Annotated in this window: 31 protein-coding genes; 16 read left to right on the top strand and 15 right to left on the bottom strand. The window is 55.6% G+C overall.

What is annotated here, in order from left to right; translation table 11 throughout:
- Positions 1-6: 6 nt before the first annotated feature.
- Together AXW84_RS23270 and AXW84_RS11205 are read left to right on the top strand one after the other, a co-directional pair.
- Positions 7-507: a nitroreductase family protein gene (locus AXW84_RS23270; RefSeq protein WP_071891223.1), complete on the top strand. Its 501-nt coding sequence runs from the start codon at positions 7-9 to the stop codon at positions 505-507.
- A gap of 62 nt (positions 508-569) precedes the next feature.
- The gene (locus AXW84_RS11205) at positions 570-827 is read left to right on the top strand and encodes an Arm DNA-binding domain-containing protein (protein ID WP_068232844.1); all 258 of its coding nucleotides are present in this window, start codon (positions 570-572) and stop codon (positions 825-827) included.
- Here the strand turns inward: AXW84_RS11205 and AXW84_RS11210 are convergent, their stop codons facing one another.
- From AXW84_RS11210 to AXW84_RS11220, 3 genes are all read right to left on the bottom strand, one after another.
- Entirely contained in the window at positions 828-1,016 is a 189-nt protein-coding gene (locus tag AXW84_RS11210; RefSeq protein ID WP_068232847.1) for a hypothetical protein, read from the bottom strand. It abuts the gene before it with no gap.
- 119 nt (positions 1,017-1,135) lie between these two features.
- Complete coding sequence (locus AXW84_RS11215; protein WP_068232850.1) at positions 1,136-1,591, bottom strand: YybH family protein; 456 nt, start codon at positions 1,589-1,591, stop codon at positions 1,136-1,138.
- A gap of 185 nt (positions 1,592-1,776) precedes the next feature.
- Complete coding sequence (locus tag AXW84_RS11220) at positions 1,777-1,995, bottom strand: hypothetical protein (protein WP_068232852.1); 219 nt, start codon at positions 1,993-1,995, stop codon at positions 1,777-1,779.
- A 70-nt stretch (positions 1,996-2,065) separates the two neighbouring features.
- On the opposite strand from AXW84_RS11220, the gene AXW84_RS11225 reads away from it, so the two are divergent.
- Together AXW84_RS11225 and AXW84_RS11230 are read left to right on the top strand one after the other, a co-directional pair.
- Entirely contained in the window at positions 2,066-2,632 is a 567-nt protein-coding gene (locus AXW84_RS11225; protein WP_068232855.1) for a thermonuclease family protein, read from the top strand.
- 57 nt (positions 2,633-2,689) lie between these two features.
- Positions 2,690-3,361, top strand: a complete 672-nt coding sequence (locus AXW84_RS11230; RefSeq protein ID WP_157886953.1) for a hypothetical protein — start codon at positions 2,690-2,692, stop codon at positions 3,359-3,361.
- 10 nt (positions 3,362-3,371) lie between these two features.
- Here AXW84_RS11230 and AXW84_RS26530 read toward each other — a convergent pair whose 3' ends face one another.
- From AXW84_RS26530 to AXW84_RS11250, 4 genes are all read right to left on the bottom strand, one after another.
- Entirely contained in the window at positions 3,372-3,524 is a 153-nt protein-coding gene (locus AXW84_RS26530) for a hypothetical protein (RefSeq protein ID WP_442905605.1), read from the bottom strand.
- Positions 3,525-3,649: 125 nt separating this feature from the next.
- Entirely contained in the window at positions 3,650-3,901 is a 252-nt protein-coding gene (locus tag AXW84_RS11240; protein ID WP_068232862.1) for a DDE-type integrase/transposase/recombinase, read from the bottom strand.
- A 24-nt stretch (positions 3,902-3,925) separates the two neighbouring features.
- The gene (locus AXW84_RS11245) at positions 3,926-4,291 is read right to left on the bottom strand and encodes a hypothetical protein (RefSeq protein ID WP_157886954.1); all 366 of its coding nucleotides are present in this window, start codon (positions 4,289-4,291) and stop codon (positions 3,926-3,928) included.
- Positions 4,288-4,596: a hypothetical protein gene (locus AXW84_RS11250; protein WP_068232874.1), complete on the bottom strand. Its 309-nt coding sequence runs from the start codon at positions 4,594-4,596 to the stop codon at positions 4,288-4,290. Before AXW84_RS11250 ends, AXW84_RS11245 begins: the two co-directional genes overlap by 4 nt.
- A 53-nt stretch (positions 4,597-4,649) precedes the next feature.
- Between AXW84_RS11250 and AXW84_RS24845 the strand changes: the two genes are divergently transcribed.
- Both AXW84_RS24845 and AXW84_RS11255 read left to right on the top strand, forming a co-directional pair.
- On the top strand, positions 4,650-4,769 hold the full coding sequence (locus tag AXW84_RS24845; RefSeq protein ID WP_236943307.1) for a M15 family metallopeptidase: 120 nt from the start codon (positions 4,650-4,652) through the stop codon (positions 4,767-4,769).
- Between the two features lie 331 nt (positions 4,770-5,100).
- Positions 5,101-6,891 carry a serine hydrolase domain-containing protein gene (locus AXW84_RS11255; protein WP_082773839.1) on the top strand — a complete coding sequence of 597 codons (1,791 nt, stop codon included), beginning with the start codon at positions 5,101-5,103 and terminating at the stop codon, positions 6,889-6,891.
- 259 nt (positions 6,892-7,150) lie between these two features.
- Here AXW84_RS11255 and AXW84_RS11260 read toward each other — a convergent pair whose 3' ends face one another.
- The 5 genes from AXW84_RS11260 to AXW84_RS24855 all read right to left on the bottom strand — a co-directional run bounded on the left by AXW84_RS11260 (position 7,151) and on the right by AXW84_RS24855 (position 10,147).
- On the bottom strand, positions 7,151-8,026 hold the full coding sequence (locus tag AXW84_RS11260) for an IS3 family transposase (RefSeq protein ID WP_071891040.1): 876 nt from the start codon (positions 8,024-8,026) through the stop codon (positions 7,151-7,153).
- Positions 8,023-8,148 carry a hypothetical protein gene (locus AXW84_RS26210; protein ID WP_257722078.1) on the bottom strand — a complete coding sequence of 42 codons (126 nt, stop codon included), beginning with the start codon at positions 8,146-8,148 and terminating at the stop codon, positions 8,023-8,025. Before AXW84_RS26210 ends, AXW84_RS11260 begins: the two co-directional genes overlap by 4 nt.
- Positions 8,149-8,643: 495 nt before the next feature.
- Entirely contained in the window at positions 8,644-9,009 is a 366-nt protein-coding gene (locus AXW84_RS11270; RefSeq protein WP_068232883.1) for a hypothetical protein, read from the bottom strand.
- A 113-nt stretch (positions 9,010-9,122) separates the two neighbouring features.
- Positions 9,123-9,593 (bottom strand): hypothetical protein, encoded by a 471-nt coding sequence (locus AXW84_RS24850; protein WP_157886955.1) that lies wholly within the window; start codon positions 9,591-9,593, stop codon positions 9,123-9,125.
- 35 nt (positions 9,594-9,628) lie between these two features.
- Complete coding sequence (locus AXW84_RS24855; RefSeq protein WP_068232889.1) at positions 9,629-10,147, bottom strand: site-specific integrase; 519 nt, start codon at positions 10,145-10,147, stop codon at positions 9,629-9,631.
- 490 nt (positions 10,148-10,637) lie between these two features.
- On the opposite strand from AXW84_RS24855, the gene AXW84_RS11285 reads away from it, so the two are divergent.
- Complete coding sequence (locus AXW84_RS11285) at positions 10,638-12,248, top strand: hypothetical protein (RefSeq protein ID WP_157886956.1); 1,611 nt, start codon at positions 10,638-10,640, stop codon at positions 12,246-12,248.
- 22 nt (positions 12,249-12,270) lie between these two features.
- On the opposite strand, the gene AXW84_RS11290 is transcribed toward AXW84_RS11285, so the two are convergent.
- The gene (locus AXW84_RS11290) at positions 12,271-12,972 is read right to left on the bottom strand and encodes a recombinase family protein (protein ID WP_068232896.1); all 702 of its coding nucleotides are present in this window, start codon (positions 12,970-12,972) and stop codon (positions 12,271-12,273) included.
- A gap of 527 nt (positions 12,973-13,499) precedes the next feature.
- Here AXW84_RS11290 and AXW84_RS11295 point away from each other — a divergent pair.
- The 6 genes from AXW84_RS11295 (at position 13,500) to AXW84_RS11320 (ending at position 19,507) form a co-directional block, all read left to right on the top strand.
- Positions 13,500-14,333: an IS5 family transposase gene (locus AXW84_RS11295; RefSeq protein ID WP_068232900.1), complete on the top strand. Its 834-nt coding sequence runs from the start codon at positions 13,500-13,502 to the stop codon at positions 14,331-14,333.
- 223 nt (positions 14,334-14,556) lie between these two features.
- Positions 14,557-14,853 carry a hypothetical protein gene (locus tag AXW84_RS24860; RefSeq protein WP_157886957.1) on the top strand — a complete coding sequence of 99 codons (297 nt, stop codon included), beginning with the start codon at positions 14,557-14,559 and terminating at the stop codon, positions 14,851-14,853.
- A 171-nt stretch (positions 14,854-15,024) separates the two neighbouring features.
- Positions 15,025-16,155 (top strand): DNA cytosine methyltransferase, encoded by a 1,131-nt coding sequence (locus AXW84_RS11305; protein WP_068232907.1) that lies wholly within the window; start codon positions 15,025-15,027, stop codon positions 16,153-16,155.
- Positions 16,127-18,238, top strand: a complete 2,112-nt coding sequence (locus AXW84_RS11310) for a sensor histidine kinase (protein WP_082773840.1) — start codon at positions 16,127-16,129, stop codon at positions 18,236-18,238. Before AXW84_RS11305 ends, AXW84_RS11310 begins: the two co-directional genes overlap by 29 nt.
- A gap of 3 nt (positions 18,239-18,241) precedes the next feature.
- Positions 18,242-18,868: a hypothetical protein gene (locus AXW84_RS11315; protein WP_068232912.1), complete on the top strand. Its 627-nt coding sequence runs from the start codon at positions 18,242-18,244 to the stop codon at positions 18,866-18,868.
- 3 nt (positions 18,869-18,871) lie between these two features.
- The gene (locus AXW84_RS11320; RefSeq protein WP_068232915.1) at positions 18,872-19,507 is read left to right on the top strand and encodes a hypothetical protein; all 636 of its coding nucleotides are present in this window, start codon (positions 18,872-18,874) and stop codon (positions 19,505-19,507) included.
- 167 nt (positions 19,508-19,674) lie between these two features.
- Here the strand turns inward: AXW84_RS11320 and AXW84_RS23285 are convergent, their stop codons facing one another.
- Positions 19,675-20,106, bottom strand: coding sequence for a very short patch repair endonuclease (locus tag AXW84_RS23285; RefSeq protein WP_071891226.1), 432 nt, complete (start codon positions 20,104-20,106; stop codon positions 19,675-19,677).
- Between the two features lie 116 nt (positions 20,107-20,222).
- Entirely contained in the window at positions 20,223-20,531 is a 309-nt protein-coding gene (locus AXW84_RS11325; protein ID WP_068232918.1) for a hypothetical protein, read from the bottom strand.
- A gap of 176 nt (positions 20,532-20,707) precedes the next feature.
- On the opposite strand from AXW84_RS11325, the gene AXW84_RS11330 reads away from it, so the two are divergent.
- The 3 genes from AXW84_RS11330 (at position 20,708) to AXW84_RS11345 (ending at position 24,752) form a co-directional block, all read left to right on the top strand.
- Positions 20,708-21,166 (top strand): hypothetical protein, encoded by a 459-nt coding sequence (locus AXW84_RS11330; RefSeq protein WP_068232922.1) that lies wholly within the window; start codon positions 20,708-20,710, stop codon positions 21,164-21,166.
- 16 nt (positions 21,167-21,182) lie between these two features.
- A complete protein-coding gene (locus tag AXW84_RS11335; protein ID WP_071891229.1) occupies positions 21,183-23,465 on the top strand; it encodes a KAP family P-loop NTPase fold protein in 2,283 nt (760 codons plus the stop codon).
- A 182-nt stretch (positions 23,466-23,647) separates the two neighbouring features.
- Positions 23,648-24,752, top strand: a protein-coding gene (locus AXW84_RS11345; protein WP_442905612.1) for an IS3 family transposase whose coding sequence is annotated in 2 segments (ribosomal slippage) — positions 23,648-23,907 and positions 23,906-24,752 — 1,107 coding nt in all. Because the reading frame shifts where the segments join, the coding sequence is not laid out codon by codon here.
- The last annotated feature ends 60 nt before the right edge of the window (positions 24,753-24,812 follow it).

Raw genomic sequence — 24,812 nt, forward strand, 5'->3', positions numbered from 1 at the left:
GCACACGTGCCAGACGAGAAGCTAGCCGCTTTTCTATGGTACAGTGCCAAGGCATTGTCGCTTAACCAGGGACCGCACAACCTTTTTTGCCAGCACCGCTATGTTCCTTCGGCTGGCGGGCTATACCCAATTGATCTGATCGTAATTGACGTACACGAAGAGTCAGTTAGTGTATACGATCCTATTGCTCATGCTTTGTGCAAATTGGATGCAGCAGAAGAAAACATAGCTGCTTTTCTAACCTACAGCCAGGAAGTTCTGAACGCTGGCTCTGGTACGTTGATTTGGTTCGCGGCCCGGCCAGAGAAGGTCAGTGCGAAATACACCCATGAGCTTAGCTTAATCTGGCGCGACGTAGGAGCCCTCATTGCTTCCATGTACCTGATTGCAGAAGCGCTCAGCTTAAATTATTGTGCTTTGGGTGTGTTAGGCAGCCAAGAGCTGCAAACATTGACTGGCGATGCGGCTATTTTAGGAGCTGGCGGCTGCATTCTTGGTTCGCGATAGAATGATAAGTTGGGAGCCCGTAAATACATGATTTATGGGCTCCCAACCTACCTTGCGGGCCTATGGAAGTCACCCGCCAGCTGCTCGCCGAGCGCCTAAGTAAAAAGGGCCTGGCCCGCATTCAGCTCACCTTTTGCTGGGACGGGCAGCGCCTGCGCCTGAGCAGCGGCCAGAAGTGCCAGCCGGCGGACTGGAACGAGAAGCAGCAGCGGGTGAAGGCCAAGCCCGGCACCTACCTCTACGACGTGATTACGGTGCTCAACTACTACGCTGACGCGGCCACCGCGGCCGCCCACGACGCGCTGCCGGCCAGCCGCTGACTAGATAAAGGCCAGATGCAGGCCGAGTCGGCGGCCGAGGCCGCCGTTACCGTGCCCCTGCCCCCACAGCCGGCCCCGCACGCGCCCAGCTGGCTCGGCGAGTAGGGCCGGCGCACGAACCTGCGCAGTGGCCAACTCGGCTTGCATAATTGAAATGGCGGTGGCGTAGGCGCTGGTGGGCAGGAACACGAAAAAGATCTGGCCTCGGTATAGCCCAAGCCGGACCTTTTTTTGGGCGTCACTGACGGACGAGGTACTGCCTTCCTATATTCCTAGCCCAGCGGCCTGAGCCATCGCGCCGCAGGCCCTTACTGTAAGGTAACGTAGAGCTCGGCCTGCAACTGCCACTCCTTGTCCTTTTTACGCCACATCGCCGAGTAGTTGCCGCCTCCCTTAAAGGAGCCGCCCTGGCTCCAGGAGCCGACCCAGGTCCCGGTTTCCCAGGCCAGCAGGCCGTTGGGGTTCACGGCAATGCGTTGGGGGCTGCGCACGTACACCACGTCGGGATGCAGCCGGAACGCTTTCTGCCACCCGGCCACGACCGAGTCTTTGCCGGTTTTGTAGCCGCCGTTGCCCCCCACCTGCACGAAATCGGGCAGCCAATACCGGGCGATGCCGTCAACCTCGTGCCGGGCAATGGCCGCGTTCGAGGCCGTGCGCATGGCCATGATGAGGGCCTTGTCATCCGGCTTTCGGGTTTGGGCTACCAGCGGCCGGAAGCAGCTGGACAGCAACAAAATCAGCAGAAGCGTGCGGCTATTCATTATTTAGCATAGGGGGTAAATAGCAGCAAAAAAACCGCATGATGGTTCGGGCAGCAGGTAGCGAAGCTTGAGACTACGGCACGAAAATCCGCGCTCAATCCATGTCGAGTTAGGGCCTACCGAGGCAGCGGCAGCGTAGGGCGAGGGTAACTCTAGCCTAGCTCTAGCCTACCTTTTGCTGGGGGCTAACGCGCCGGGTCGGGCCCGCCCGTTGGGCCGTTCAGGGCGGCGCTGACTTCGGCCACGGGCAGGCCGGTGAAGGCGCAGAACTCGGCGACCGAGACGTAGGCGCGCACGGGCTTGCCGAGCTTGGTGCGGATGCGCTGGAGCAGGCACTTGCCGGTAGTGTACTGGGTGCCGGTGAGGCGGGCCGCGTCCTTGGGGTAGATGCAAACCTGGGGCATAACGGGGCCGATTGGGGTCAAGGTGGTCAGCGAAGATACAACCGGCGAAACGGCGCGCTAGGTTCGGCCCATGAACGCGAAACAGCACTTTTTAGTGGGCAGCGGCCTGGCCTTGTTGGCGGCCCTGGGCGGGGCCAGCGGGGCCCTAAAACCGGTGCCGCTGGCGGAAGCAGCCCGCGTAGCGCGGGTGGTGGACGCCGACACCTACGACGTGGTGGCGGGCGGGCAGCGGGTCCGGGTCCGGCTGCTGGGCGCGGACGCGCCGGAGCACGACCAGGCGTTCGGCGCGCAGGCTACCGACTCGGTGGCGGCCTTGCTGCCGGTGGGCCGGCCGGTGCAGCTGCGGCGGCACGGCCTGGACCTGTACGGGCGCACGCTGGGCAGCTTGACCCTGCCGGCGGCGGGAGCCCGGGGCCGCGGGGCCGGGGCCCTGGACTCGCTGCTGGTGGTACGCGGCTGGGCGTGGGCCTACGACCCCGCGCACACGGTGGCCGGGCGGGCGGCGCAGCAAGCGCAAGCCCAGGCGGCGGGGCGCGGCCTGTGGAAATGCGGGGCCGTAGGGGCCGTGCCGCCCAAGGTGTGGCGGGGGCTGGACTATAAAAACAAGCGGCGTTACGGGGCGGGCTGCTCCTGGTAACTGAGCCGCTCACAAGAGCAGCCAAACCTATTTTTCACCCTTTTATTCTTTTCAGTTATGGCTTCACAAAATGGTATTTTAGGCTTGCAGGGCACCGTGGGGGGCCTGGTGTTCGCCCGCAACGGCACGGTCCGCCAGAAACAGGCGTCGAACAAGGCGGCATTCAACAGCGCGGCCAGCCTGGCCCGCACCCGCGAAAACGCCAGCGAGTTTGGCCGCGCCGGCACGGCGGGCAAGCTCATTCGCACGGCCTTGCGCACGCTCATCAGCACGGCCAGCGACTCGTTGATGGTTTCGCGCTTGACGCAAAAGACCCGCGCCATCATCGGGATGGACGAGACCAACGACCGCGGGGCCCGGGTGATGGACAAGGACAACGCCCTGGAGCTGGTGGGCTTCGACTTCAACGCTTCGGCCTCGCTGAGCCAAGTGTTCTTCGGCTCGTACACGACGGACGCGGCCGGCGCGGACTTGACCATCAGCTTGTCCAGCCTTAACGGCTTGACCGACGTGGCCGCTCCGCAGGGCGCAACGCACTTCGAGCTGATGCTCGGCTCGGCGGCCATCAATTTCGAGACGGGTGCCATTGCGCAAGGGGCCGTTGCGGTGCCGCTGGGCAGCTTGCCGCTCAACGGGCCGGTGCTGGTTGACCAGACACTGAAGGCCTCGTTGGCCGTGGCGCCGACAGCGGACGACGTGGTAATTGGGGTGCTGGGCGGGTACAAATGAGGTGGTCCGATTAAGCGGGACAGTTTAGGGCAGTTGAAGAAAGAAGCTGTTGATGAGCGAGATAGGGGAACTGATAATCGAGGCTGGCGTGCAGGCGCTCGTGATTGCAGTAGTCAATATAAGTAGCCGCGCTGGCTTGGGCATCGGCCAGGTCGGTGAACACGGGCCACTCGCGGCGTTCCAGCTCCTCGGTCTTAAAGCGGGACCAGCGGCTCCCAAAACCTTTAATCGGTTTTCGGCCTGGGCATTATCGTAGCACGCGCCGCGGCGGCGCTGCGAGCGCAGCGCTTAATGCCGGTGTAGCAGGGCCCGGTGGGCGTTGCCGCAGTACTGGCCGCCGCGGTCGGAATGGGCGATTACGCCAGCAGCAGGCGGCTGGGCGAGCAGCGCCCGCTGCCAGGCCGTGGTAATCAGCTCTTCGGGCCTGGTGGCCATCGCGTGCCAGCCGACGACCTGCTTGCTGGCCACGTCCTGGAAAGCACACCAATAGGCCCACGTGCCACTGGCCGGCGGCCAGTACGTGCTGTCGCTCACCCACACGCGGTTGGCTTGTGCGATGGGCGGCTAGTCGCGCAAGCGGTTGGGCGCACAGCGCAGCCCAGGCGTGGAATCGGTGGTGCGGGGCGTGTAGGCCTTGGGCGGCAAGGCCCGGCGACCCCGGCGGCGCATGGCTGTGCACAGGGCCCGGCGACCCACCCGGTGGCCCTGCGGGCGTAAAGCCACCCGTAACCGACGGGTGCCGTAGCGCTTTTTATGCACGGCAAACGGCTGGTCCAGCGCGCTTTCCCATGCCGGCGCTTGCGGCTCGCCCGTCCGCTGCTGGCGCTGCTGCCACGCGTAGTAGCGGCTGGGCGCTGCGCTTAGCACCTGACAGAGGCGACGCACTGGGTAGCTGGAGCGGTGCCGGTCGATGAAACGGTAGCGGCTCATGGGTCGCTGGTCACGGAGGAGATGGCGACGGCTTTTTTTAAAATTTCCAGCGCCTGCGCCTGCCGTCGGGCCAGGGCCCGCCACTGGCGCCATTCGGCGGCGGTAGCCGGGTCCAGGCTGGCCCCAGCGGCGGCCGCCACCGGTGTTTGCGCGACTTGCTGCCACTGGTAGCGCAGCTTGGGATTGCTATTCAAGGCCCGAGCGGCGGCCCGCGTCGAGCGGCTTTCGCTGGCTAGACGCAGGGCTTCGGCGCGAAAGGCCGCGTCATAGGTGCGCCGCTTGGTCGGTTTGGGAGGGGTGGCCATCAGAAAAGAAAGGTAAGGCCCAGTTCTGTCCTGCTTCACCCGACCACCTCAAGGTGTCGTGGTCGGGGCTGCTGCTGAGCAAGTTTGCGCAGCTGATGAAGGCGGCGGATGCGCGGGTGCATTGGAGCGGGGACTGGCCGGGGTTTAAGGACCGGCCGCACTTTGAGGTGTAGGATGTCACGAAACGAGCGGGCCAGCTGGTCCGCTCGTTTCGTGACATCCTGCTGAAATGGTTTTTTTTGATTTTACGTTGCTTGATGAAACGTAGGGATGTGGTGCCGTGCGGTGCTTGAGTTAGTGGTTGAAATCACGAGGATACCCAAAGCTGAGAAAGCGGGAATGGTTGCTTACTCTCCAACTGGTGCGCGATAAGCGTAATGGAGCTTCACTGGTAAATTAATTGATTGGGGAAGGTGCCGCTTTACAAAGCACTACTTTTACTAAGAAAAGTTTAATTCATATATATTGCGGCGCAATCCCTACCATTCCAAAAATTAGCAGTGCATGAATAATTTTCTACTTAAAACGGCAGTGGCGCTGCTGATGCTGGTTGTTTCTCCTTGTAGCACACAAGCACAGGATAAAATACAAGCACAGGCACTGCCGGAAGCCACCAAGAAGCAGATAGACAATTTGTTTAGCAAGTGGAATGCTGCCAGCAGCCCGGGGTTTACCATTGGCATTGTCCGAAATGACTCGCTGATTTATTCGAAGGGGTACGGGTCGGCCAACCTCGAATACAGCATTCCTAACTCGCCCGAAACCATCTACCACATGGCTTCGATCTCCAAGCAGTTCACGGCGTACTGCATTTTATTGTTGGCGAAAGAAGGGAAGCTGAACCTCAACGACGACGTGCGCAAGTACCTGCCCTGGTTTCCGGATTTGAAGCAGACAGTTACCATCCGCCACCTGCTCAACCACACCAGCGGCGTGCGCGACCAATGGACGCTACTGGAATTAAGCGGCACGCGGTCGGACGATGTGATAACCCAAGAACACATCATCAAGCTCCTCAGCCGGCAGCAGGCACTGGATTTCACCCCCGGCGAACAGTACAGCTACTCCAACAGCGGCTTCACCATGCTGTCCGAAATCGTGAAAAGCGCCTCGGGCCAGAGCTTACGAAAGTTCGCGGACTCGACCATTTTCAAGCCCCTGGGAATGCGCCACACCCATATCCATGATGATCATGAGGAAATGGTGCCGAATCGGGCTTACTCCTACCAAACCGTAAACAAAACCACGTACAAGAATTCCGTATTGAGCTACGCCAATTCTGGGGCCACCAGTTTGTTTACCAACGTGCCGGACATGGCCAAGTGGGTGATGAATTTTTACGCCCCCAAAATTAGGAGCCCGCAGGTGCTGGCCGAACTCACCCGCAACGGCGTGCTAAACAACGGCAAGCAGATTCCCTACGCCTCGGGCCTTAATGTGGACGAGTACCGTGGCTGGAAGCAGTACTCCCACGGCGGCGCGGACGCCGGGTTCCGAACATTTGTGTCGGTTTTTCCCGAAGCGAAAATGGGGGTCATTGTGTTCAGCAACCTTGCCGAGGGCAACCCGTCGGCCCGGGCGTACGAAATGATTGACCTGTTGCTGAAGGACAAGGGCGTGAAGAAGCCAGCGGTCGCCCAGGCCCTCGCGGACAGCAGTAAGGCCAAGCTGGCCAATGCGGCCGCGTTTCAGGACTTCACCGGAGACTATTATGCCGCCGATGGCGCGCGGTTCAGCTACAGCCTGAAAAACGGCAAGTTCTACTGGAAGTCACCCGTGGCGGAGTACCTGCTGGCGAATGTTGAAAAAAATACCTTCTCGTCTTTAAGGGTCGGGGTTAATAGCAAATTTGTTTTTACCAAACAGGCCGATGGTTCGGTACAAGTGGTGCAAACCTGGCCGGATAACGAGCGAATACTTCAAAAAATCAACCCCGTGGTATTGGACGCGGCCGCTCACGCGAAGCTGCTGCAAGCGTACGCGGGCACGTACTATAGCCCAGAACTGGAATACATGTACACTCTCTTCGTGAAAGACCAAAAACTTGTGCTTGCCGACAGCAAGACTAAAGATGAACCGCTCGAATACTTGGACAAGGAGCTCTTTGCGTTGTATGGGGTATTTATTAAATTCAAAAGGGACAAACATCAAAAAATAACGCAATTAGAAATGAATGCAGGCCGGGCAAAACACTTGATGTTTGATAAAATGCCCCCGCCTAAATCCAAGCCGAAACCGGTGGTTCAGACTGGAAGTGAAGCGAAGGAAATGCCACCAAAAGCAATAGGTTCTTAAATCCAAACCGGTGCGCTTACCGTTCAAGACCGAACTCTTGACACGCAGTAACGAACGAGGCTTCTTGAATGCAGCTGCCTAAATACTCCCGAAAAGATGTAAGGACCGGCCGCATTTTGAGGTGTAGGGCGGAAATGATACGAGCGGGCCAGGGTGGTCCGCTCGTGTCGTTTAGGGTATAAGCAAACTGGCCGTCTACAATTAATTCGCTGGGTGCCAATGCTACTAGACTGAGGTGGTCTAGTTGAGCAGGAGAGAATTAGGTGATATTGGCAAGTTGTTGTTGATGAAAGAGATAAGGCTTTAAATAGCCAATGCTGGAGTGGCGGCGCTTGTGATTGTAGTAGTCAAAATACGCGGCCACGCTGGCTTGCGCATCGGCCAAGTCCCTAAAAACGGGCCACTCGCGAAGTTCGAGCAGTTCGGTTTTGAGGCGCGACCAGAGACTCTCGGCCTGGGCATTGTCGTAGCACTCGCCGCGGCGGCTATGCGAGCGTTGGGCCTTGGCATCGCGCAGGAGGGTTTTGTAGGCATTGCCTACATATTGGCCGCCCCGGTCGGAGTGGACGATGAGGCCGGGAGCGGGCCGTTGCGCGAGCAGGGCCCGCTGCAAGGCCGTGGTCACCAGGGCTTCGGGCATGTCGGCCCGCACCTGCCAGCCCACGACCTGCTTGGTGCACACGTCTTGGAAGGCGCAGCAGTAAACCCAGTTGCCGTTAGCCAGGGGCAGGTAGGTGATATCGCTGACCCACACCCGATTGGCCTGGCTGGGCTTGGGCTGGTCGAGCAGCAAATTGGGGGCGCAGCGCTTGCCATGGGTCGAATCGGTCGTACGGGGCGTGAAAGCTTTGGGCTGTAAGGCCTTACGTCCATGGCGGCGCAGGGCTGTCCGCAGCGCCTGCCGGCCCACGCGGTGGCCCAATTCGCGCAGCTCGACCTGCAGCCGGCGCGTGCCGTAGCGCCGCTGGTGGTCGTCAAACACGTCGACCATCACCGTTTCCCAGGCTGGCTCCGTTTTCGGCACAGCGCGCTGGCACCAAGCGTAGTAGCGGCTGGGCACGACGTGTAAGACCTGGCAGAGCAGGTGCACCGAATAGTGAACGCGTTGCTGGTCAATAAACTGCAACTGGCTCACGGGGTCGGGGGATGCGAGAAGATAGCGATGGCTTTTTTTAAAATCTCCAGCTCCTGCGCCAGCCGTTTGTTGGCCAGGCGCAGGGCCCGCACTTCAGCGGCCTCGGCCGGGTCAGCGGGCAAGGGCTGCTGAGCCGCTTTTTGCCATTGACAGAGCAATTTGGCGTTGAGGTTCAGGGCGCGACTGCTAGCGTCGAGCGGCTTTCGCTGGCCAGCCGCAGGGCTTCGGCCCGAAAGGCCGCATCATAGCGCGGCCGTTTGGAGGAAGAGGCTTTTTCCATGGAATTGGGAAATTACCACCCAATTCTCTCCTGATTAACCCGACCACCTCACTGTACCTGCCAGGTATCGTTCCGTTCAACCTGGGCAAGATGCCTCCTAGTCAGCGCCCTAAGCAACCAATCAGGGAGAAAGCCTACTCGTTCGACATTGGGCCGGGCGAGCAGCCTCGCTGGAAAGCGGATAAAACATTTTACACAACCGCTGACATCGAGCAGGAAATTTTCACCTTCCTAATCGAGAAAGTGAAGCAAGCACAGCAACAATCATGAATTGTGAAAGTGGCTCTTTCCTAGTGAGGCTGCTTGCACTAAAGTGAAATAAGAAGGCCTCTTGTGACTAAGCAAATTGCCGCTGATAAGCCCAGCCGGCGGGAGACAGAATAGATTTTAGAAAATCATCGTAGCCTACGTCACGCTTTTCCAAGACGTAGCGCGTGAAGGATTGGGTGATACGGCACTGCTCGAATCCTTCCTGTTGCATTGCCCGCCGCATCCCGTCTGGCAAACCCACCAGCCATTCCTCAAAATCCGTTTCCGTGGGTTTGGCTGCGGCTGCCAGTTGGTGGTAGCGATAAGACGCATTGCCTATGCGGAAAAGCCGCGCCGTTTCTTCACGCTGGGCCTCGGGAAGCTCGCGCAGCGTTTGTAGTTGCTGAGCGTGGTACTTGGCGTGCGGATGCTGCGGATTTAGTAGCTCTTTCATTGTCAAAAACGTTATGCGTCACGCTCATGCTGCTACCTAAACACTCGGCAGATTGTAGTCCTTGCCAAGTAATGCTCACTCAAAGAATATCAATTGCCGAAGCCTGGCTGACGTTACAGACCCAGCGAGTGGGCCGCATTATAAGCAATGATGTCATCGAGCCGCGAGTAGCGGCTAATCATGGCGTCGGTTTTCTGCTTCGTCTGGTTTTTGATGAACTCGTTGGACTGGCCGTTGAGCTTGGCTGTGGTGATGAAGGAAGCGCGTAGGGAGTGGGCCGAGTACTTTGCTCCCAAATGCTCCTTCACTAGCAAGTTCACACGGCGGTCCGACAGCCGCCGGCGCGATGGGGTGCCCGCCTCACCAGTCTTACCCCGCGCGAGCGAGACGAATACTGGCCCTTCGGTGCGGCCGCTCAGCAATTCCACCCACGCCTTGTAAGCCCGAATGGGGCAAAACAGCGGATTGGAAGCGTAGAAAACCGCTTTTTGCTCCAATTCTCCCGCCTGGTTGGTCTTGCTTTTGGGCAAGCTCAGCACCAGGGCCGCATCGGTCAGCTCGACGTGCTCCAGGTTCAGGCCCACCAACTCGGAGCGGCGGAAGGCCCCCGTGAAGCCTATTAAGCGTGAAGCCTATTAAGAAGGATTGCGCGCGCGCGTACACCCTCGGGCCTATTCAAGTCAAGCTCGGCAATGCATTTTTTGAGGTGGGCTACCGAAAACGCCGGGGCCTGCTTCTGCTTTTTGCCCACCACACGCGCGACGCCCTTGCGCAGCACGTCGAGCGCCGGCGCGCTGATGGCCGAGGGCAGCCCCCGCAACTGGTGGTTTTTCTCGATGGCGGCCAGGTGCCGGTTGATGGTGGCCAGCTTGCGGGGGATGTCGGCTAGGTGGGCGACGTAGCTGGCGAGCGTAGCCACGGCCGCCGGCCAGGGCGTGAACTCGTGCGCGGCACAGAAAGCCTCGTAGCTCCGCAAGTCGGCCGAGTACGCGAGTCGAGTATTCTCGGCGCCTTCAAGACCCAAGGTTAAGTAACGACCGACGTTCGGCGCGACCTGGCCGGCCAGGTCGTTGGCCAGCGCCAGAGCCGGCAGGTCGCCGGTCACGGCCAGCAGGTTCTTTTTTCCCGTTGAAGCCATGTTCTTTGGGGCACTTACAAAAGTTGAGGCAAAAGCTGAGGGTCGCAAGAGCAGCTCAAAGGTAGGCAAAACTTAGGTCCGATAATGAACAGTTATGGTACCTAAGTTTGGAAAACTAGTGTCAATTATTTAGGGATGTGTAAATTGTAGAAGTAAATGAGCATAGGTAGAAGAAGATGAGCACGAGTAGAAGTAAATGAGCACGAGTAATTGCTAATATACCTTACATTTAGTCACTTCAATACATTCATTAATCTAATAGGAATAGCGAACCGTTAACATGGCTGGAAGTGGGTTCTTCGGAGGTTTGCCGTCCCCGGTTTCGCCGGGTCTCGCAACCACCCAGTATCAGTTAGTAGAAGTAGGTCCTGTCCGCGCACAGCAAGCCAACCACCTCGAGCCCGAGGCCCTAGTGTACTTTAGCCCACTCCAGCACGGGGCGCGCGCGACCCATGAGGCGGAGCGCATTCAACAACCCATTCCGATGCAGTTGGCGACACTGCTCGTTCCCGGGACGGTCTGGTCGGCGAGCGGCGAGCTGCTAGATGAAGGGAGTGATACCTATACCGGGCGCCGTCAGTTGGTGCTGGGAAAGCAAGCACCCGATGTGGGCCGTTTGGCGGACTTGTTCCCTTTGGAAAACAGTCGCCCCGGGTTTCTCCAGGCGGCTTGCCCCGACGCTTGGTACGCTATTATAAAGGGGCATAAGGAGCAGCTACTGGTTCCGTGCTTCGAATTACTGCGCGCCTTCTGTTACCAAGGGGCCGGGGGATTGAGCAACTTCCTGTTTTCTCGGTTACCCCTCGACGCCCTGTGTTGGCCCATTGCGGCACCTTCCACAAGCACTGCTTTTACCGCTCACCTGTGCGTCGCAGCGGCCTCCCTGGGCGGGCAGGAAGCCATCGTTTTAGCGGAACTTTTGTTTAATTCGCCGTACCGTGCCAGCATTGAGCAGGCCCATCGCTACCTCGCAACCACGTGGCATGCGTGCGAGGCCAACCGCGAAATCGCACAAGCTTTTGCCAAGGTTTATTTACAATTGGGCCGGAACGTCAAAGCGAGTGCTTGGGGGGTATCCTTTGCGGTTGGCAAACAGCATTATTTCTGGGTTAGCCGGCTTCTTCCATCGCCGGCCTGGCACTCGTTTAAAGCGGTAGTGTACCACCCGCTGGGGGCTGGCTCGAGGAACGCGAGCCCTTTTTCTGCGCTGCCACACCCCGCGTTTCGGGACATGTTGCAAGGGCGCAGGCCTACCCCGAAGACGTTGCCAGCGGCGGGGGTACCGGAAGGTTTTCGGCAGTTCGGCCGCGGCGGTCACGACCCGTTGCTGCCGGCTGCTTATATTCCCGTCACCCAGGATTTTCCATGGGCCGCGCGGCTTTTGATATCGCGTCCACCCGTTTTTGCGGACCCGAAAGTAGTCGACACTTTGTGGGCGCGACCCGGTTACGCACTGGTAGGGGAAGCCGACCCGTTGCCCGCGAATCTGTTATTTCAGCAAGCGTGCACGCACTTGCAGCAACGTGGCTGCTTGGTAAACGTCCTTGAAATCAATAATCCCGGCCGTCACTTGGGGCCGGGCCGCTCGCTTTTCCCCTACGCCTGCGCGCCAAATCGGATGACCCACTTGCCGGATGGGCGATACCGGCCCTTGAGCATCGCCCACGTTCAATGGGGTGGCGGACATTTTTACTTGCTCAACGTCTTGGACAGCCCGGAGTTTGTCTTGTGTTATCAAAAAAATCTAACCCGGGCATCCTCCAAAGCATTGACGGCCTTGCTGCTGGCCGCCGTCAAGTTAAACGTTCAATGGAACCGCCTCACGCGCCGCCCGCAGTACCGCGACAGTCACGAGGTGATTGTTTTCGAACTGGAATTGGGCATCGCTTGGCTTTCGGAATCAATTCATGTGGTGTTGAAGCATGCGGTAGCGTACTACAATCAGGCAGTTGAGTTTTTCAGGCAGATAGAAAATTTAAATTTAACCGAGGCTACGTCCGACGCCGAGCAATTAAAATTGATTGATGGCGTACGGCATAGCACCGGTAAAATACAATACCCGGGTAACCAAATTGGTGAGCCATCTATCCGACTAGAATGAGTTTTTATGCCCTGCCTCCCCTTCAGACAGGGTGAATATGCGGCTTCGTTTCATCGGCTGGCTCTGACGGGACCGTCCCCTGAAGCAAGCGCCGAACTGTGGTCTTGTGGAATTCTTTGCCCCGACGCGTGCGGTAGCCGTGCGCGTTTAATTCGCCCGCAATCCCCTCCAACGTGAGCCCGTCCCGGCGCAGCAACGTGGCCAGCCGGCGGGCCTGCTTGTTGGGTACGGCCTCCTGTGCGTTGCGCTGCACTACCGCCCGGCCCAGGGCACGCGATTCGGGGGTAAAGTTTTCGGGCTTGCCCAGCGTAAAGCCCCGGGCCTTTTTAGCGGATAGGCCCCGTTTGGTGGAGTCGGAAATATCCTTGGCCCCTTTCTGGGCCACGGCGGCCAGGATGTTGATGGTGAATTCGTCGGCGTTGGGGATGTCGCAGGCCTTGAAGCGGACCCGCTCTTCCATCAGCTTCGAGGTGAAGTAGACACTGCGAGCCAGGCGCGACATCTCGGCCACGAGTAGCGTGGCCCCGGCGGTCCGGGTCTCCACGATGGCTTTCGCCATCTCCGGCCGGTTGTTCTTGCGTCCGCTCTCGACCTCGATGTATTCGGACACAATCCGGTCGCCGGGCTGCAGGAAACGGTGGGCGATGAGGCGCTGGCCTTCGAGGCCGAGGCCGCTCTGGCCCTGGCGCAAGGTCGAGGCCCGCAGGTATAGTACATAATTCATCGGCAGGAGGGCATGGGTATAAATTCCAGTACAAAAGTACGCAGGTTACGTTCTTAGAACGACCGTTCTTAGCACGTAACTTTAACCAATATTCTGCATTTTCGCGTTGGCACTCCTTATATACAATATACATGGACTACATTCTCTACCGCGGCCTTCAAGGCCAAGGTCAGAGTGGCCTCGGCCTCGAAGGCCAGCGCCTCATTGCCCTTGGTTTTTTAGGGGTTATATGCCTGCCATAACCCGGAGACAAAATTCGCAAACCCTATATTAACCAGCTGTCCAACTTCGTGTCGAAAACCAGGGCGACGCGCAGCATCCCGGCGGTGAGCGTTTTGGCAATTTTCGCGCCGTTTCCCGAACACCTGACCTTGGGCAATCCCAGCAGTATCAATAAGCCTTTGACACTCCACATTGCCCGCTACACGTTAGCTAATGAAGCTGTTTAGGAAGTAGGGTGTAAACAAAAAAACTCCCACGGCGGGGAGAAATTTGGGGTGCGACCTACCTCACTCCTGCCCATTGCCATGGAAGTCCTGCCCAAAGCTATTATCGTGACCTGGCTCTTGCCCCACCTACCTTTTCCTGCTACCGGCCGCCGCCGCCGGGTTGCACCGGCCGAGGTGGTGGGAGCCATTCTCTACAAACTCAAAACTGGCTGCCAATGGCGCTGGCTACCGGTGGCCGCCTTATTCAGCGGCGAACCCCTAAGTTGGCAGGGCGTGTACTGCCACTTCCATACCTGGAGCAAACAGGGAGCCTGGCAAAAGCTGTGGCTCACACTACTGCGCCTGCATCGTCGCCTGCTCGACCTCTCCGGCACCCAACTCGACGGCCGCCATACGCCCGCCAAGAACGGCGGGACGGCTGTCGGCTACCAGGGCCGCAAGGCGGCCCGCACCACCAACGCCTTGTTCGTGGCTGACAACCAGGGCCAGCCGCTGGGCGTGGCCACGCCTCAGGCCGGGCAGCACCACGACCCGTTCCAGTTGGCGGAGGTCTTTGCCGAACTCTGCGCCCGGCTTAAGGAGGCAGGCCTGGGTCTGGACGGGTTGTTTCTGAATGCTGATAAGGCCTTCGATGTGAGCAGCTTGCGCCAGGCATGCGCCCGCCATGACATCCAGGTGAACATCCCGCGTAATTGCCGCGCGACCGACTGGCAGACCGATGACGATACCCCGCTACTCGACCCCGAACTTTACCGCCGTCGCCTCGTCATTGAGCAGCTGAACGCCTGGCTTGATAGTTTCAAGGCCCTGTTGGTCCGCTTCGAAACTTGCTTGCACACGTGGCTTGCCTTTCATTGGCTGGCTTTTTCCGTCCTTCTACTACGTAGAATTGGCCGCCCGCCTACTTCCTAAACAGCTTCAATACCATAATCCTTACCAACGGCGTGCCCATCGAAACTGTTAGTTCGATGCTGGGCCACCGCAACCTACTTATCACCCAAAGCTCTGCGAAGATGCTTGAGCACAAGGTGAGCGAAGACACGAGGCGGAGCGGCTGCGTGACGTTGAATAATCATCAGTCCCGCTTGAGAAGCCAATCAGCAGAAATTAATTTATGCTTTAGCATCACAGTATCATGGAAGATTATATTTACCAATATCGGATTGTTTCGGTCGGTCACCGACGCCACGTTGAAATAACCGGCTTTCAGCCTGCCGACGAATTCGAGCTTGCTGAGCTGCTGCACACGCTGCAACACAAACACGGTTGGCAACAAGGATTGCAAGTGTTCATAGGGCAGGGGCGAGACGCAGTAGGTACCCCGCTGTCAACAGGCTTAGCTAACTATTATCACTACATTGACGAAATGCGTGTTGGCTCTCATCGAAGTGACGTTACAGTAACGCCATGGACTAAAGATTCATTGACATAACTTGATTTTGTGCAATTTTGGTCGAGCTACGCGCGTAAAATATTGCTGTTAGGTGCGTGGCAAGGGTTTCCTTATATTTGTCCGGTGCAACCATTGACCATGCGTTCTCTAATGCTGGACGCGTAGCAGCTCACACGAATGCTTTGTGACAAGCTGAGTAACTAATTGATTATGGACCAACCTGATGCCTTGGCCCCTCTATTAGCAGAAACAAAACAACCCGTGGCGGTTGACGTTTTCTGCGGCGTCGGGGGACTTACCAACGGATTTAATACTGCTGGCCTGCGTGTGGTGGCAGGCATTGATTTCGACGAAAGTTGCAAATTTGCTTACGAAAAAAACAACAAGGCTACCTTCCTTCACCAAGACATTACTAAAGTCACGGCCGAGGAAGTTGCAGCACTATATCCGCAGGACGCGGTAAAAATTTTAGTGGGTTGCGCCCCCTGCCAGCCGTTTTCGCGGATGCGCGGCGACCGACCGGATAAGGATGAGAAATGGAAGCTTCTATATTCGTTTGGGAAGCTGATAGAAAAGGTCGAACCAGAGGTCGTTTCTATGGAAAATGTCACCCTACTTGCCAGCTATGATAAGGGTAAGGTGCTAAACGATTTCATTGATAAGCTAGAAGGGCTGGGCTACTACGTGTCTAAATTCGTGGTTAATGCAGCGAATTATGGGGTGCCTCAGCGCCGGTACCGCTTGATTCTATTTGCCTCAAAACGAGGTAAAATCAAGCTTGTTTCCAAAACGCATGTCGGCAAGGAGCTGGTTAGTGTTGCTCATGCTATCGAGAAACTGCCTCCCATTGAGGCTGGCCAGGCAGATAGGGATGACCCCCTGCACCGCGCCCGTAGCTTAAGCCCCATCAACATGCGTCGCATTCAGGCAACTCGGGAAGGCGGAAATTGGACAGATTGGCCCGCGGAGCTTTCTGCCGACCTCAAATGCCGCGAAACAGAGGAAGGTAAAAAGTTTACTAGTGCCTACGGCCGTATGAGCTGGAAAGACCCCGCTCCAACGCTAACCACTCACTGCATGGGCTTGAGCAACGGCCGCTACGGCCACCCCAAGCAAAACCGAGCTATTTCACTACGCGAGGCAGCCCTGCTTCAATCCTTTCCTACAGGCTACCAATTCGTGGAGGAAGGCAAGCCTACTATAATATCCAACCTTGCCCGCCACATTGGCAACGCCGTTCCACCCAAGCTTGGAGAGGCTATAGCCCAGAGCATCTTGAAGCACCTAGCTAACCCAATCCCAGCGAACACAGATGGCCGGCAAACTAAAATGGCGTTTTGACGCAAGCACCTTTAAATTGCTTGGACGCGGCCTCATTACCGACCGTATCACCGCTATTTACGAGCTAGTTAAGAACTGTTACGACGCCAACGCTACCACGGTGGAAGTAGAGTTTTTCCACGCCCAGAAGCGAGGTTCCCGTAGCAGAATCGTCATTCGGGACGATGGTACGGGCATGAGTTTAGCGGATATTCGTGACAAGTGGTTGGTAGTTGGTACTTCCAGTAAACGGAAAACGGCGTTTTCTCCAGCTCCATTCAACCGTCGCTACATTGGTGAAAAAGGTGTAGGCCGTTTTGCTACCGATAAGCTTGGAGAACATCTACGTATTAAGACGCGTCGTCAAGAGGATACGCAATCTCTGTCAGTAATAATTAACTGGGGAAATTACGAAAAGGAAATTGCTGGAAACGAGCAACTCGTTTTATTTACTGAGCTAGAAAACGAATACGCTTTCCTCGACCGCGATAAAACATTTAAAAAAGGCCACGGCACGGAGCTAACTATTACTATGCTGCACGAGGCATGGGAACGGGATATGCTACTCCGACTCGATAACCAGCTTGGACGAATCCTGCCTCCAGTGCCTGTCACTAGTGTCGATTTCAATATTTCGCTCAGTGCGCCCGAGCTAGATTATCCCGAACAGCTGATTAAAGCGAGGCCCGTTGAAAAACTAGCCACGAAACACGCTGCTGTTCCCTGCGACACGAAGCAAAAAAAACAGGGCGTATTGCACTTCAACAAAGACACTGAGGAATTCGAAGTGACGTATGAGGAAGCTAAGAGTTTTGGCCCGATTGCCATAGACTTTTACTACTTTGACGTAGAGGCTCAGAAACAATTTAAGAGCATTTATAAAAACACTGAAAACTACGTCGAGGGCTTCAAAATATACCGCGATGGCGTCATTTGCACGCCCTTTGCCGAATACGAAACAGTGTTGGATAAACGCCGGGATATATTAGGAGTGGACAAACGCCGTTACGCGGATGCTTTCAATAAGCTGAACACCCGAGAATTCATCGGTATTGTTCATATTACTAAAGACGATAACCCGAATATCAATGATGCTACTAACCGCCAGGATTTTGTAGATAATCAGGAGTACCGACTTTTTAAGGAGTTTCTTATTGAGCAACTTGATGAATTTGGTCAGTATCGATTGTCGAAACGTGCCGATAATAAGGAGCGGGTGCAAAATAATCTGCGACGTGCTACTGCTGACGTTAAAGACATCGGACGCACTCTAAACCAGATTGTGCGCGCGCGGCCCGAACTTAAGGCCGTATTGGCCCCCACCATTGAAAAGGCCCGGCTAGTAACCGCAACGGTCAATGAGGGGGTGAAAGTGTCTGAGGATTCTGAAAAGGAATTTCAGCGCAAGGAGGCTTTGTACCTAAGCCTTATGTCCATGCAGGACTTTGCAAGTGAGTTGGCTCACGGCATTCGCTTTACGATTGCGCCCATCAAGCATGCCGCTGAATATATGATAGAATTCTATCCCAATCCTACCTATGATAAAAAGGTGCTGCACTATGCTGAGCTTATTTATAAGCAGACTGAAAAGGTAAGCGCACTAGTGAACTTCATGTTAAGCTACGCTCAAGTTGACTTACAGGACAGCGAATTTTTTGTCAAAGACCTGCTAGATGGTGTGCTGGGCGGAGCTTATTCGCTCACATTTGAGCGCGAAGGAATTAAATCAGAAATAAACATCAAGGATAATATTCAACTCACGGGAAAGCGTAAGTTTCTAGAAGATGTAATCCAAAACCTCGCTTCAAATTCTATTAAAGCGCTAAAAAAGGAAAAGGATAAGAGGATTTTATGCGAGAGTTATGCTGACGAAGATAAATTACATATAATCTTCTCCGACAACGGCATAGGCGTTGATCCAAAAATCGCCAGTAAGATGTTTGAAATGTTCAAGACCACTACTGCCGAAGAGGGAGGCGCTGGTCTTGGCCTTTTCATTGCTAAATCGCGGATGACTGCCCTGAATGGCACGATTGAATTGGTTAAGAGCGTGTTTGCTCCTAAGGGCGCTAGCTTTTGCTTATCGTTACCGCTTAAAAAATAGCTTATGAAACCCGCTAACAAACCATATATCGTGGTTATTGACGACGATGTGCATAAGGAGGATTATCCGTTGATAGATTTTATTGAGAGGGCTTATGGTGAGGAGCGGGTCAAACTATTCGAGGAACCCAAAGACGGTGTTGACTTTGTGAAAGCGCACCTGTCCGAACGCATTATTGTAGTGCTTGATATTATGTTTGACGGCCAAGCAATTGGCTTCGACGTATTCGACCAGATTATCGAGGAAAGCGTGCTCGTCTGCATTATTGTGATGACGGGTAGCCTTGAGTCTACCAAAAGCACCGATTTACAGAAGTTGATAAACGGCCACGCTTGGTATTTGGTCGGCCGCGATGAGTCAGCTAAAAGCATTTTGAAATTAATTAAAGATGCAGAAGACCACCTTTCAATGCGGGTTGATGGTGCTCTAGAAGAGTGGGTGTTACGTCAGAATGCGGAAGACCAAAAGAAGCCTTTCATAACGAGTAAAGAAGGGAAAACTTACTCGCTGCTTGATATTCTGCGTGCCATTCGTACTGAGGACGATGAAGTAGCTAAAAAATTGGTTAAGAGTATTACCAGTACAGCTATTGATATTTTGAGTCGTGATAAGTCGCGTATAGGTAATTAAGCAATGGTGAATATTATTGTCGTTGCCGACGACCTTGACGATATTATCGGCGAGAACTGCCGGTTATCATATGGGCATCTAAGCCAAGAAATTGGTAGTGCCGATTTAAATCTGCAACTAATCACTGGCGAAAATTGCCATTCCGATGCTGTAGTAGATGCTATTATCGCCTTCGACCAACAGCCATTTGTTTTTGTTGGGTACTCGCATGGTAATAAAAGTGCGCTGATTTCAACTGTTGCTCAAAACGGATATGTAAGCGTAAACAATGCACATCATTTCGGCACCAGCTTGTTCTACACTACGAGCTGCTCTTCGGCAGTGGAATTGAAGGGTAAGCTGATTGAAGCCAATTGTTTCGCCTATGTTGGCTACGATGATAAAGTAATAGTGCCCGAAAATGAGCAGGACCAGCAGCTTTTCATCACCTGCGAAAACACCGCCCTGGTTCACTTTCTCAATAGCGACGATACGCTGGCTGAGTCAGTCGAGGTGATGCGGCAGCGCCATTGGGCGCAGTATAATGAGTTTCTGAACCGCGATGAGTACGTCACGGCCAGTTTGCTCATGCAAAATCTGGATTGTTTGGCGTGGGAAGACACAGGCTCGCTACGACGTAGCCAGTTGGCTGTGAATTAGCTCAACCAATCGTCAAACAACTCCTCATTTTGCAGCCAGTAAGTAAACCCGCTCCCTGTCAATTGTACGCCATATAATTCTCTAAGCCATAGCCGCACTGTCCGAGGCAGTAAGCTTGAAGAGCCAAGCTACCAAGCGCCGCTCCAAAGATGTGGAACAATTTCTCATCAACTAATCCAACATTCATTTCCCAAAATATTCGCCGTTAGATGGGCCAGCGTTGCGCCCCGCGCCGCAATTTTCAACTCGCACTCCCAAACCACAAGCACCCGCCACCCAAGCTTTTCCAGCGCCTGCTTTGCCTCAGCATCCCGGCTGATATTGCGCAGGAGCTTGGCACCCCAATAATCTGTATTGTCCATCGGGGTAACGTTTTTGCCGCACCCGTGCTGATGCCAAAAGCAACCATGAACAAAAATGGCGGTGCGGTACTTCGGAAACGATAAATCCGGCTTACCCGGTAGTTTGGCGTTATGCAACCGGTATCTAAGGCCAAGCCCATGCAGATACTTGCGCACAAGCAGTTCGGGTTTAGTGTCCTTGCTCCGAACGCTGGACATGATAACACTCCGCTGTTCAGCCGTGAGGGCACGCTTCATATAGCTCGTTTCTGTTGGTCTGACGCTTCAACACGTTTTGCAAACCATTTTTACCTCTCGTTAGTGCAGTTGTTTGCGCCCGTAACCTCGTTAATGAAGCGAGTATCGCCTGCCGTTCAGCGCGACACCACAAGTATTGGTCCCCGCAAAATCGCGTCCTCGTCGTCCCGGTCAAACGGAACCCCCGACGCGGCGGCGGCCACATCCATGGCCGTACCATTAATTTCCCCCTCGCTGTCGAAAACAGCGTAAATTATGCAGCGAGGATTGCTGAACAAGACATCAACCAGCCCCGGCGCACAGTCCAACAAGGACGGAACCTGCTCAAGTACTCCCGCGAATCCGGCGGCTGATTCGGGAAAGCTCAAGCCGTAAACGGGGACTGATTGCGGCGGCTGTTGTGGCCAATAGAGGGTAGCGGTCATTGAATTGGACTGTTGCGAAGAACGAAGAAAGGCGGTTATACCGGCTCCGTAGCCGCCAGTGCTAGACGTGCAACATACTGAGATTTCCAGCAATTCCCCTGACTGCCCCCGATAAGATATAACGCCGCAGCTTATTAAAGCGGAGTTAAGTTGCGCAATACTTATTTAAATACCACATGAATACCCCTTTCGTAGACATTGAGTTGACGTCCGAACAAGAATACGCCCTTGTTCAATTCATCGGCAAGCTGCAAAAAAAATCCTTTGGTGACCAAACCTCATCAAGCGCGACAAGTAGCCAGCCTGCCCTTATCGAGTGGTCGTCCTACTTACTGAATGTTGCAACGGAAGGTGCCAATGTGCGCACCAAGAAGAAGGGTAGAACTACAGCTAGCCGTATCAAGTCGATTAGAAAATTGATCAAACTATTGGGGCATTTCCCAACCGATAAAGACATTAAACAGCTTTTTGGGAGGCAGGCCACAAAGCATAAGGAATTAATTGCCTTGATACAGGGCGATGTGCGCCGCATGGAAGAACATGCGCCGGAAGCAAAAACCATAGAGGAAAAAATCTTTGCCGAGCTGACGAAAATGCAGCATCAAATCGAAAAATCTAGTAAAAAATCTCGCTAAACGGACCCTTTATTTCATGCTGTCTACTATCACACGCGACACTCGTGCATCAGACCGACCGGTTGTCAGCACTGATAACGATGATTTTCAACGAGCCCCGTTTGCAATCCGCATTGCTGAAACATTGGTTGCTCGGAAAAGCCCTGATAGCATCGTAGTGGGCTTATACGGTAAATGGGGCGAAGGCAAGAGCACGGTTCTGAATTTCATTCGGCAAGCGCTTGCTGAAGCAGCCGACCAGGTGGTCGTGCTCAACTTCAATCCCTGGCGCTTCCCCGATGAGTCGCAACTACTGCTGAATTTCTTCAGTGAGTTGGCGCGCACTATTGGTCAAAAACTAGAAAAAGGTGGTGAGCGAGCGGCAAAGGCCCTTACAACTTACCTCGTCCCGCTCATCCCTTCTCTGTCGCTCGGCCCGGCATCGGCCGACGTAGGCAAAGGGGTGGAGGCCCTGCTGAAAGGGGCTTTGCCGGATGTCGAGGAGTTACGCGACCGCATTGAGAAACTTATTGTCGAGTCGGGCCGGCGCGTGGTCGTCATCATCGATGACATTGACCGGTTGGAAAAGAAGCAGGTGCAGGCCGTGTTCCGGCTGGTAAAGCTCACGGCCGACTTCAAGCAAACAGCCTACCTGTTGGCCTTCGATGACGTGATGGTCTCGCGGGCTATCGGTGAAATGTTTGAAGCCGGCGCGGAGGCGGAATCCGACACGGGCGCGTTGCAAGCCGGGCAAAACTTCCTCGAAAAGATTATTCAGGTGCCGTTGCGTTTGCCCCTGGCCCGGCCGGACGACCTGCTGAACTTCTGCTATGCGCGGGTGAACGAAGTGCTGACCGACACCAGCACCAATCTAACAACAGAGGAGGCTCGGCGACTCAGCATCACCCTGCGCGATGCTGTGCTGCCTCGTCTGCGTACCCCGCGCCTGGCCGTGCGCTACGCAAACGCCATTGTGTTCAGCCTACCGTTGCTGCAGAACGAAGTAAATCCCGTCGATTTGTTGCTCATGGAAGCCATGAGTATTTTCTACCCAGCGCTGTATGCGTTCGTGGCCCGGCACGAGAAAGAACTGGTCGGCAGCATTCGAGAGGATTCAGGCGGCCTCTCCAGCGAACGGCGCAAACAGGAGGAGACGATGATTAAACAGGCAGTGGAGTCGTTTTCAAGTGAGGAGCAGACCGCTGCTCGTCATTTGCTGGGGGCGCTATTTCCACGCGTCGACCGGCTCGCTTCTACTTGGTATTCGCCGCAAAATGGCCATAGCCAGCTCACCAGCGAAGACCTGACCCGGCAGCAGTGCGTGGCTTCCCCCACGCACTTTGCCCGCTACTTCGCCTACACAGTCCTCAGCAGCGATGTCGCCGACGGCGAATACGCCGCCTTCCTTTCCCTCTCGGGCGCCGAGCAGCTCACGCGGACTCGCGCACTGATTACCTACCTCGGTGTTACTCCGTTCCTGCAAAAGCTGGAGTCCCGCATACCCGACTTGACCATTGACCAAGCCTGGAGCGTAGCCCACGCCATTGGCCAGGCCGGCGATTTGCTGAATCCCACCAACCGGCACGGCATCATGGGCACCAGTGAACCGACGCAAGCCAGTTGGGTACTAATTGGCCTACTCGCACCCTTGGCGACGACCGCCCGACGCATGGAGTTGATGCAGTCGCTGCTGCAGGATTGTGAGTCGTTTGACCTCGCCTTTGAACTGAACAAACAGCTCATCTACCGATACGGCAGCGAAATGGACGCGACAGCTGGCCGCGGCCGAGCACGCCCGCAGCTTTTTTCCGAGGCGGAATGGACAGAAGTCTTAAAACAGAATTCGCTGACGCTACTGCAGCGGGCTTTGCGGGAGGCCGGCAACGAGCCGCTTTATAAAGCCATGCCTCGTCTCGCCGGCGACATTCTGAAGTATACATGGCCCAACTCCGGTTTTCAACCCGACGTGGCCGACTATGTATTCGGATTTTTAGACAAGTCTCCCACCGATTTACTGGTGTTTTTGGCAGCGTGCGCAAACTCTGTCTCTGTCAACGGAGGGGCTTTCTTTCAAGAAAATATTTCGCACGAAACCACCGCTTTACTAACGAAATTATTTGGCCCAAAACTCTATACTCTCGCCCGTCAAATACTAGGACCAGAACCACTGACAGAATACCCAGGCGGGGCTCACCATGTAAGCGTTGCGCCGGCCGCGCTGGACCGCTTGCGTCAGTTCGTACACCTCTACGAACAGCAAGCTGCCCCACTGGCCGCTAGAGAGCAATCCCAGCGATTCAACGAGGATGAAACAATATAAAAATACCCTGCGTAACGCCGCGCGCGGCCCATCCAGCTCGGCGCTGGGTGGTAGGGCTGGCAATTTCCTGCCTACTCTACCCGCTATATGCTTTGGCGTGGTGACCTCCTCCCAGTAAACTAGGCCGCTGTAAAGTAGCGGAAATCGGGCACTTGTCGTACCTTAAAACCTCAGACAATGCCCTGAAAAAAACCAAGTTTGCCGAGGCTCAAATCGTGTTTGCCCTGCGCCAAGCGGATACGGGCGTGACCGTCGCGGAGGTGTGCCGCAAGATGGGCATCAGCGAGGCCACCTACTACAACTGGAAGAAAAAGTACGGTGGTTTGGGCGTGCCCGAACTGCGGCGGCTCAAGCAGTTGGAGGAAGAAAATCAGCATCTCAAACAACTCGTGGCGGACCTGAGCCTCGACAAGCAGATGCTGCAGGATGTGCTCAAACAACGTTCTGAAGCCCGTGCAGCGTCGCCACGCGGCTCAACACCTTATTGCCTACCGCATCTCGGCTCGCCGAGCCTGCCGAGTGCTCCGCTTACAACGTGCCCGCTTCGCTTATCAGCCACACCGGCGGGATGATATGGTCCTACGCCAGCGCCTGCGCGAACTAGCCCAAGTGCGGGTGCGCTACGGCAGTCAGCGCCTTTATATCCTGCTGCGCCGAGAGGGCTGGCCGGACAATCACAAGCGCGTGCACCGCCTTTACTGCCTGGAGGGCTTAAACTTACGTAGCAAGCGCCCGCGCCGTAATCGCGCCGCTGCCCACCGGCTAGAACGTCTGCGACTGGGTCGGCTGCACCAGAGCTGGCGCATGGACTTCGTGGCCGATAACCTCTTCGATGGCCGCAAAATCCGCGCCTTAACGATAGTCGATAATTTTAGTCGCCAGTGCCTGGCTATTCACGTCGGCCAGTCGCTCAAAGGCGAAGACGTCGTGGCCGTAATGCAGCGCTTACACCAGCAGTTGGGCGTGGTACCTGAGCGCATTCAGGTCGATAATGGCAGTGAGTTTATCAGCAAAGCGCTCGACCGTTGGGCCTACGACCAGCACGTCACGCTCGATTTCTCCCGGCCTGGCAAACCGACAGATAATCCGTACATTGAATCGTTTAACGGCAGCTTCCGCGACGAGTGCTTGAACGTGCATTGGTTTCTATCGTTGACCGATGCGCAGGAGAAAATCGAGCACTGGCGCCAGGAATATAATGGCTTTCGGCCCCACAGCTCGCTACAGAATTTAACGCCCGATGAGGTAGTGGCTGCCGCCACTACTGTCGAGCTTCAGAACGCCTGATGCTCTACTTTCAACCGGCCCAGTAAATGGGAGGAAGTCAAAGCGGCTCAACCTCTACTA

The organism is Hymenobacter sp. PAMC 26628, assembly GCF_001562275.1.
In the GTDB taxonomy this organism is placed as follows: Bacteria; Bacteroidota; Bacteroidia; order Cytophagales; family Hymenobacteraceae; genus Hymenobacter.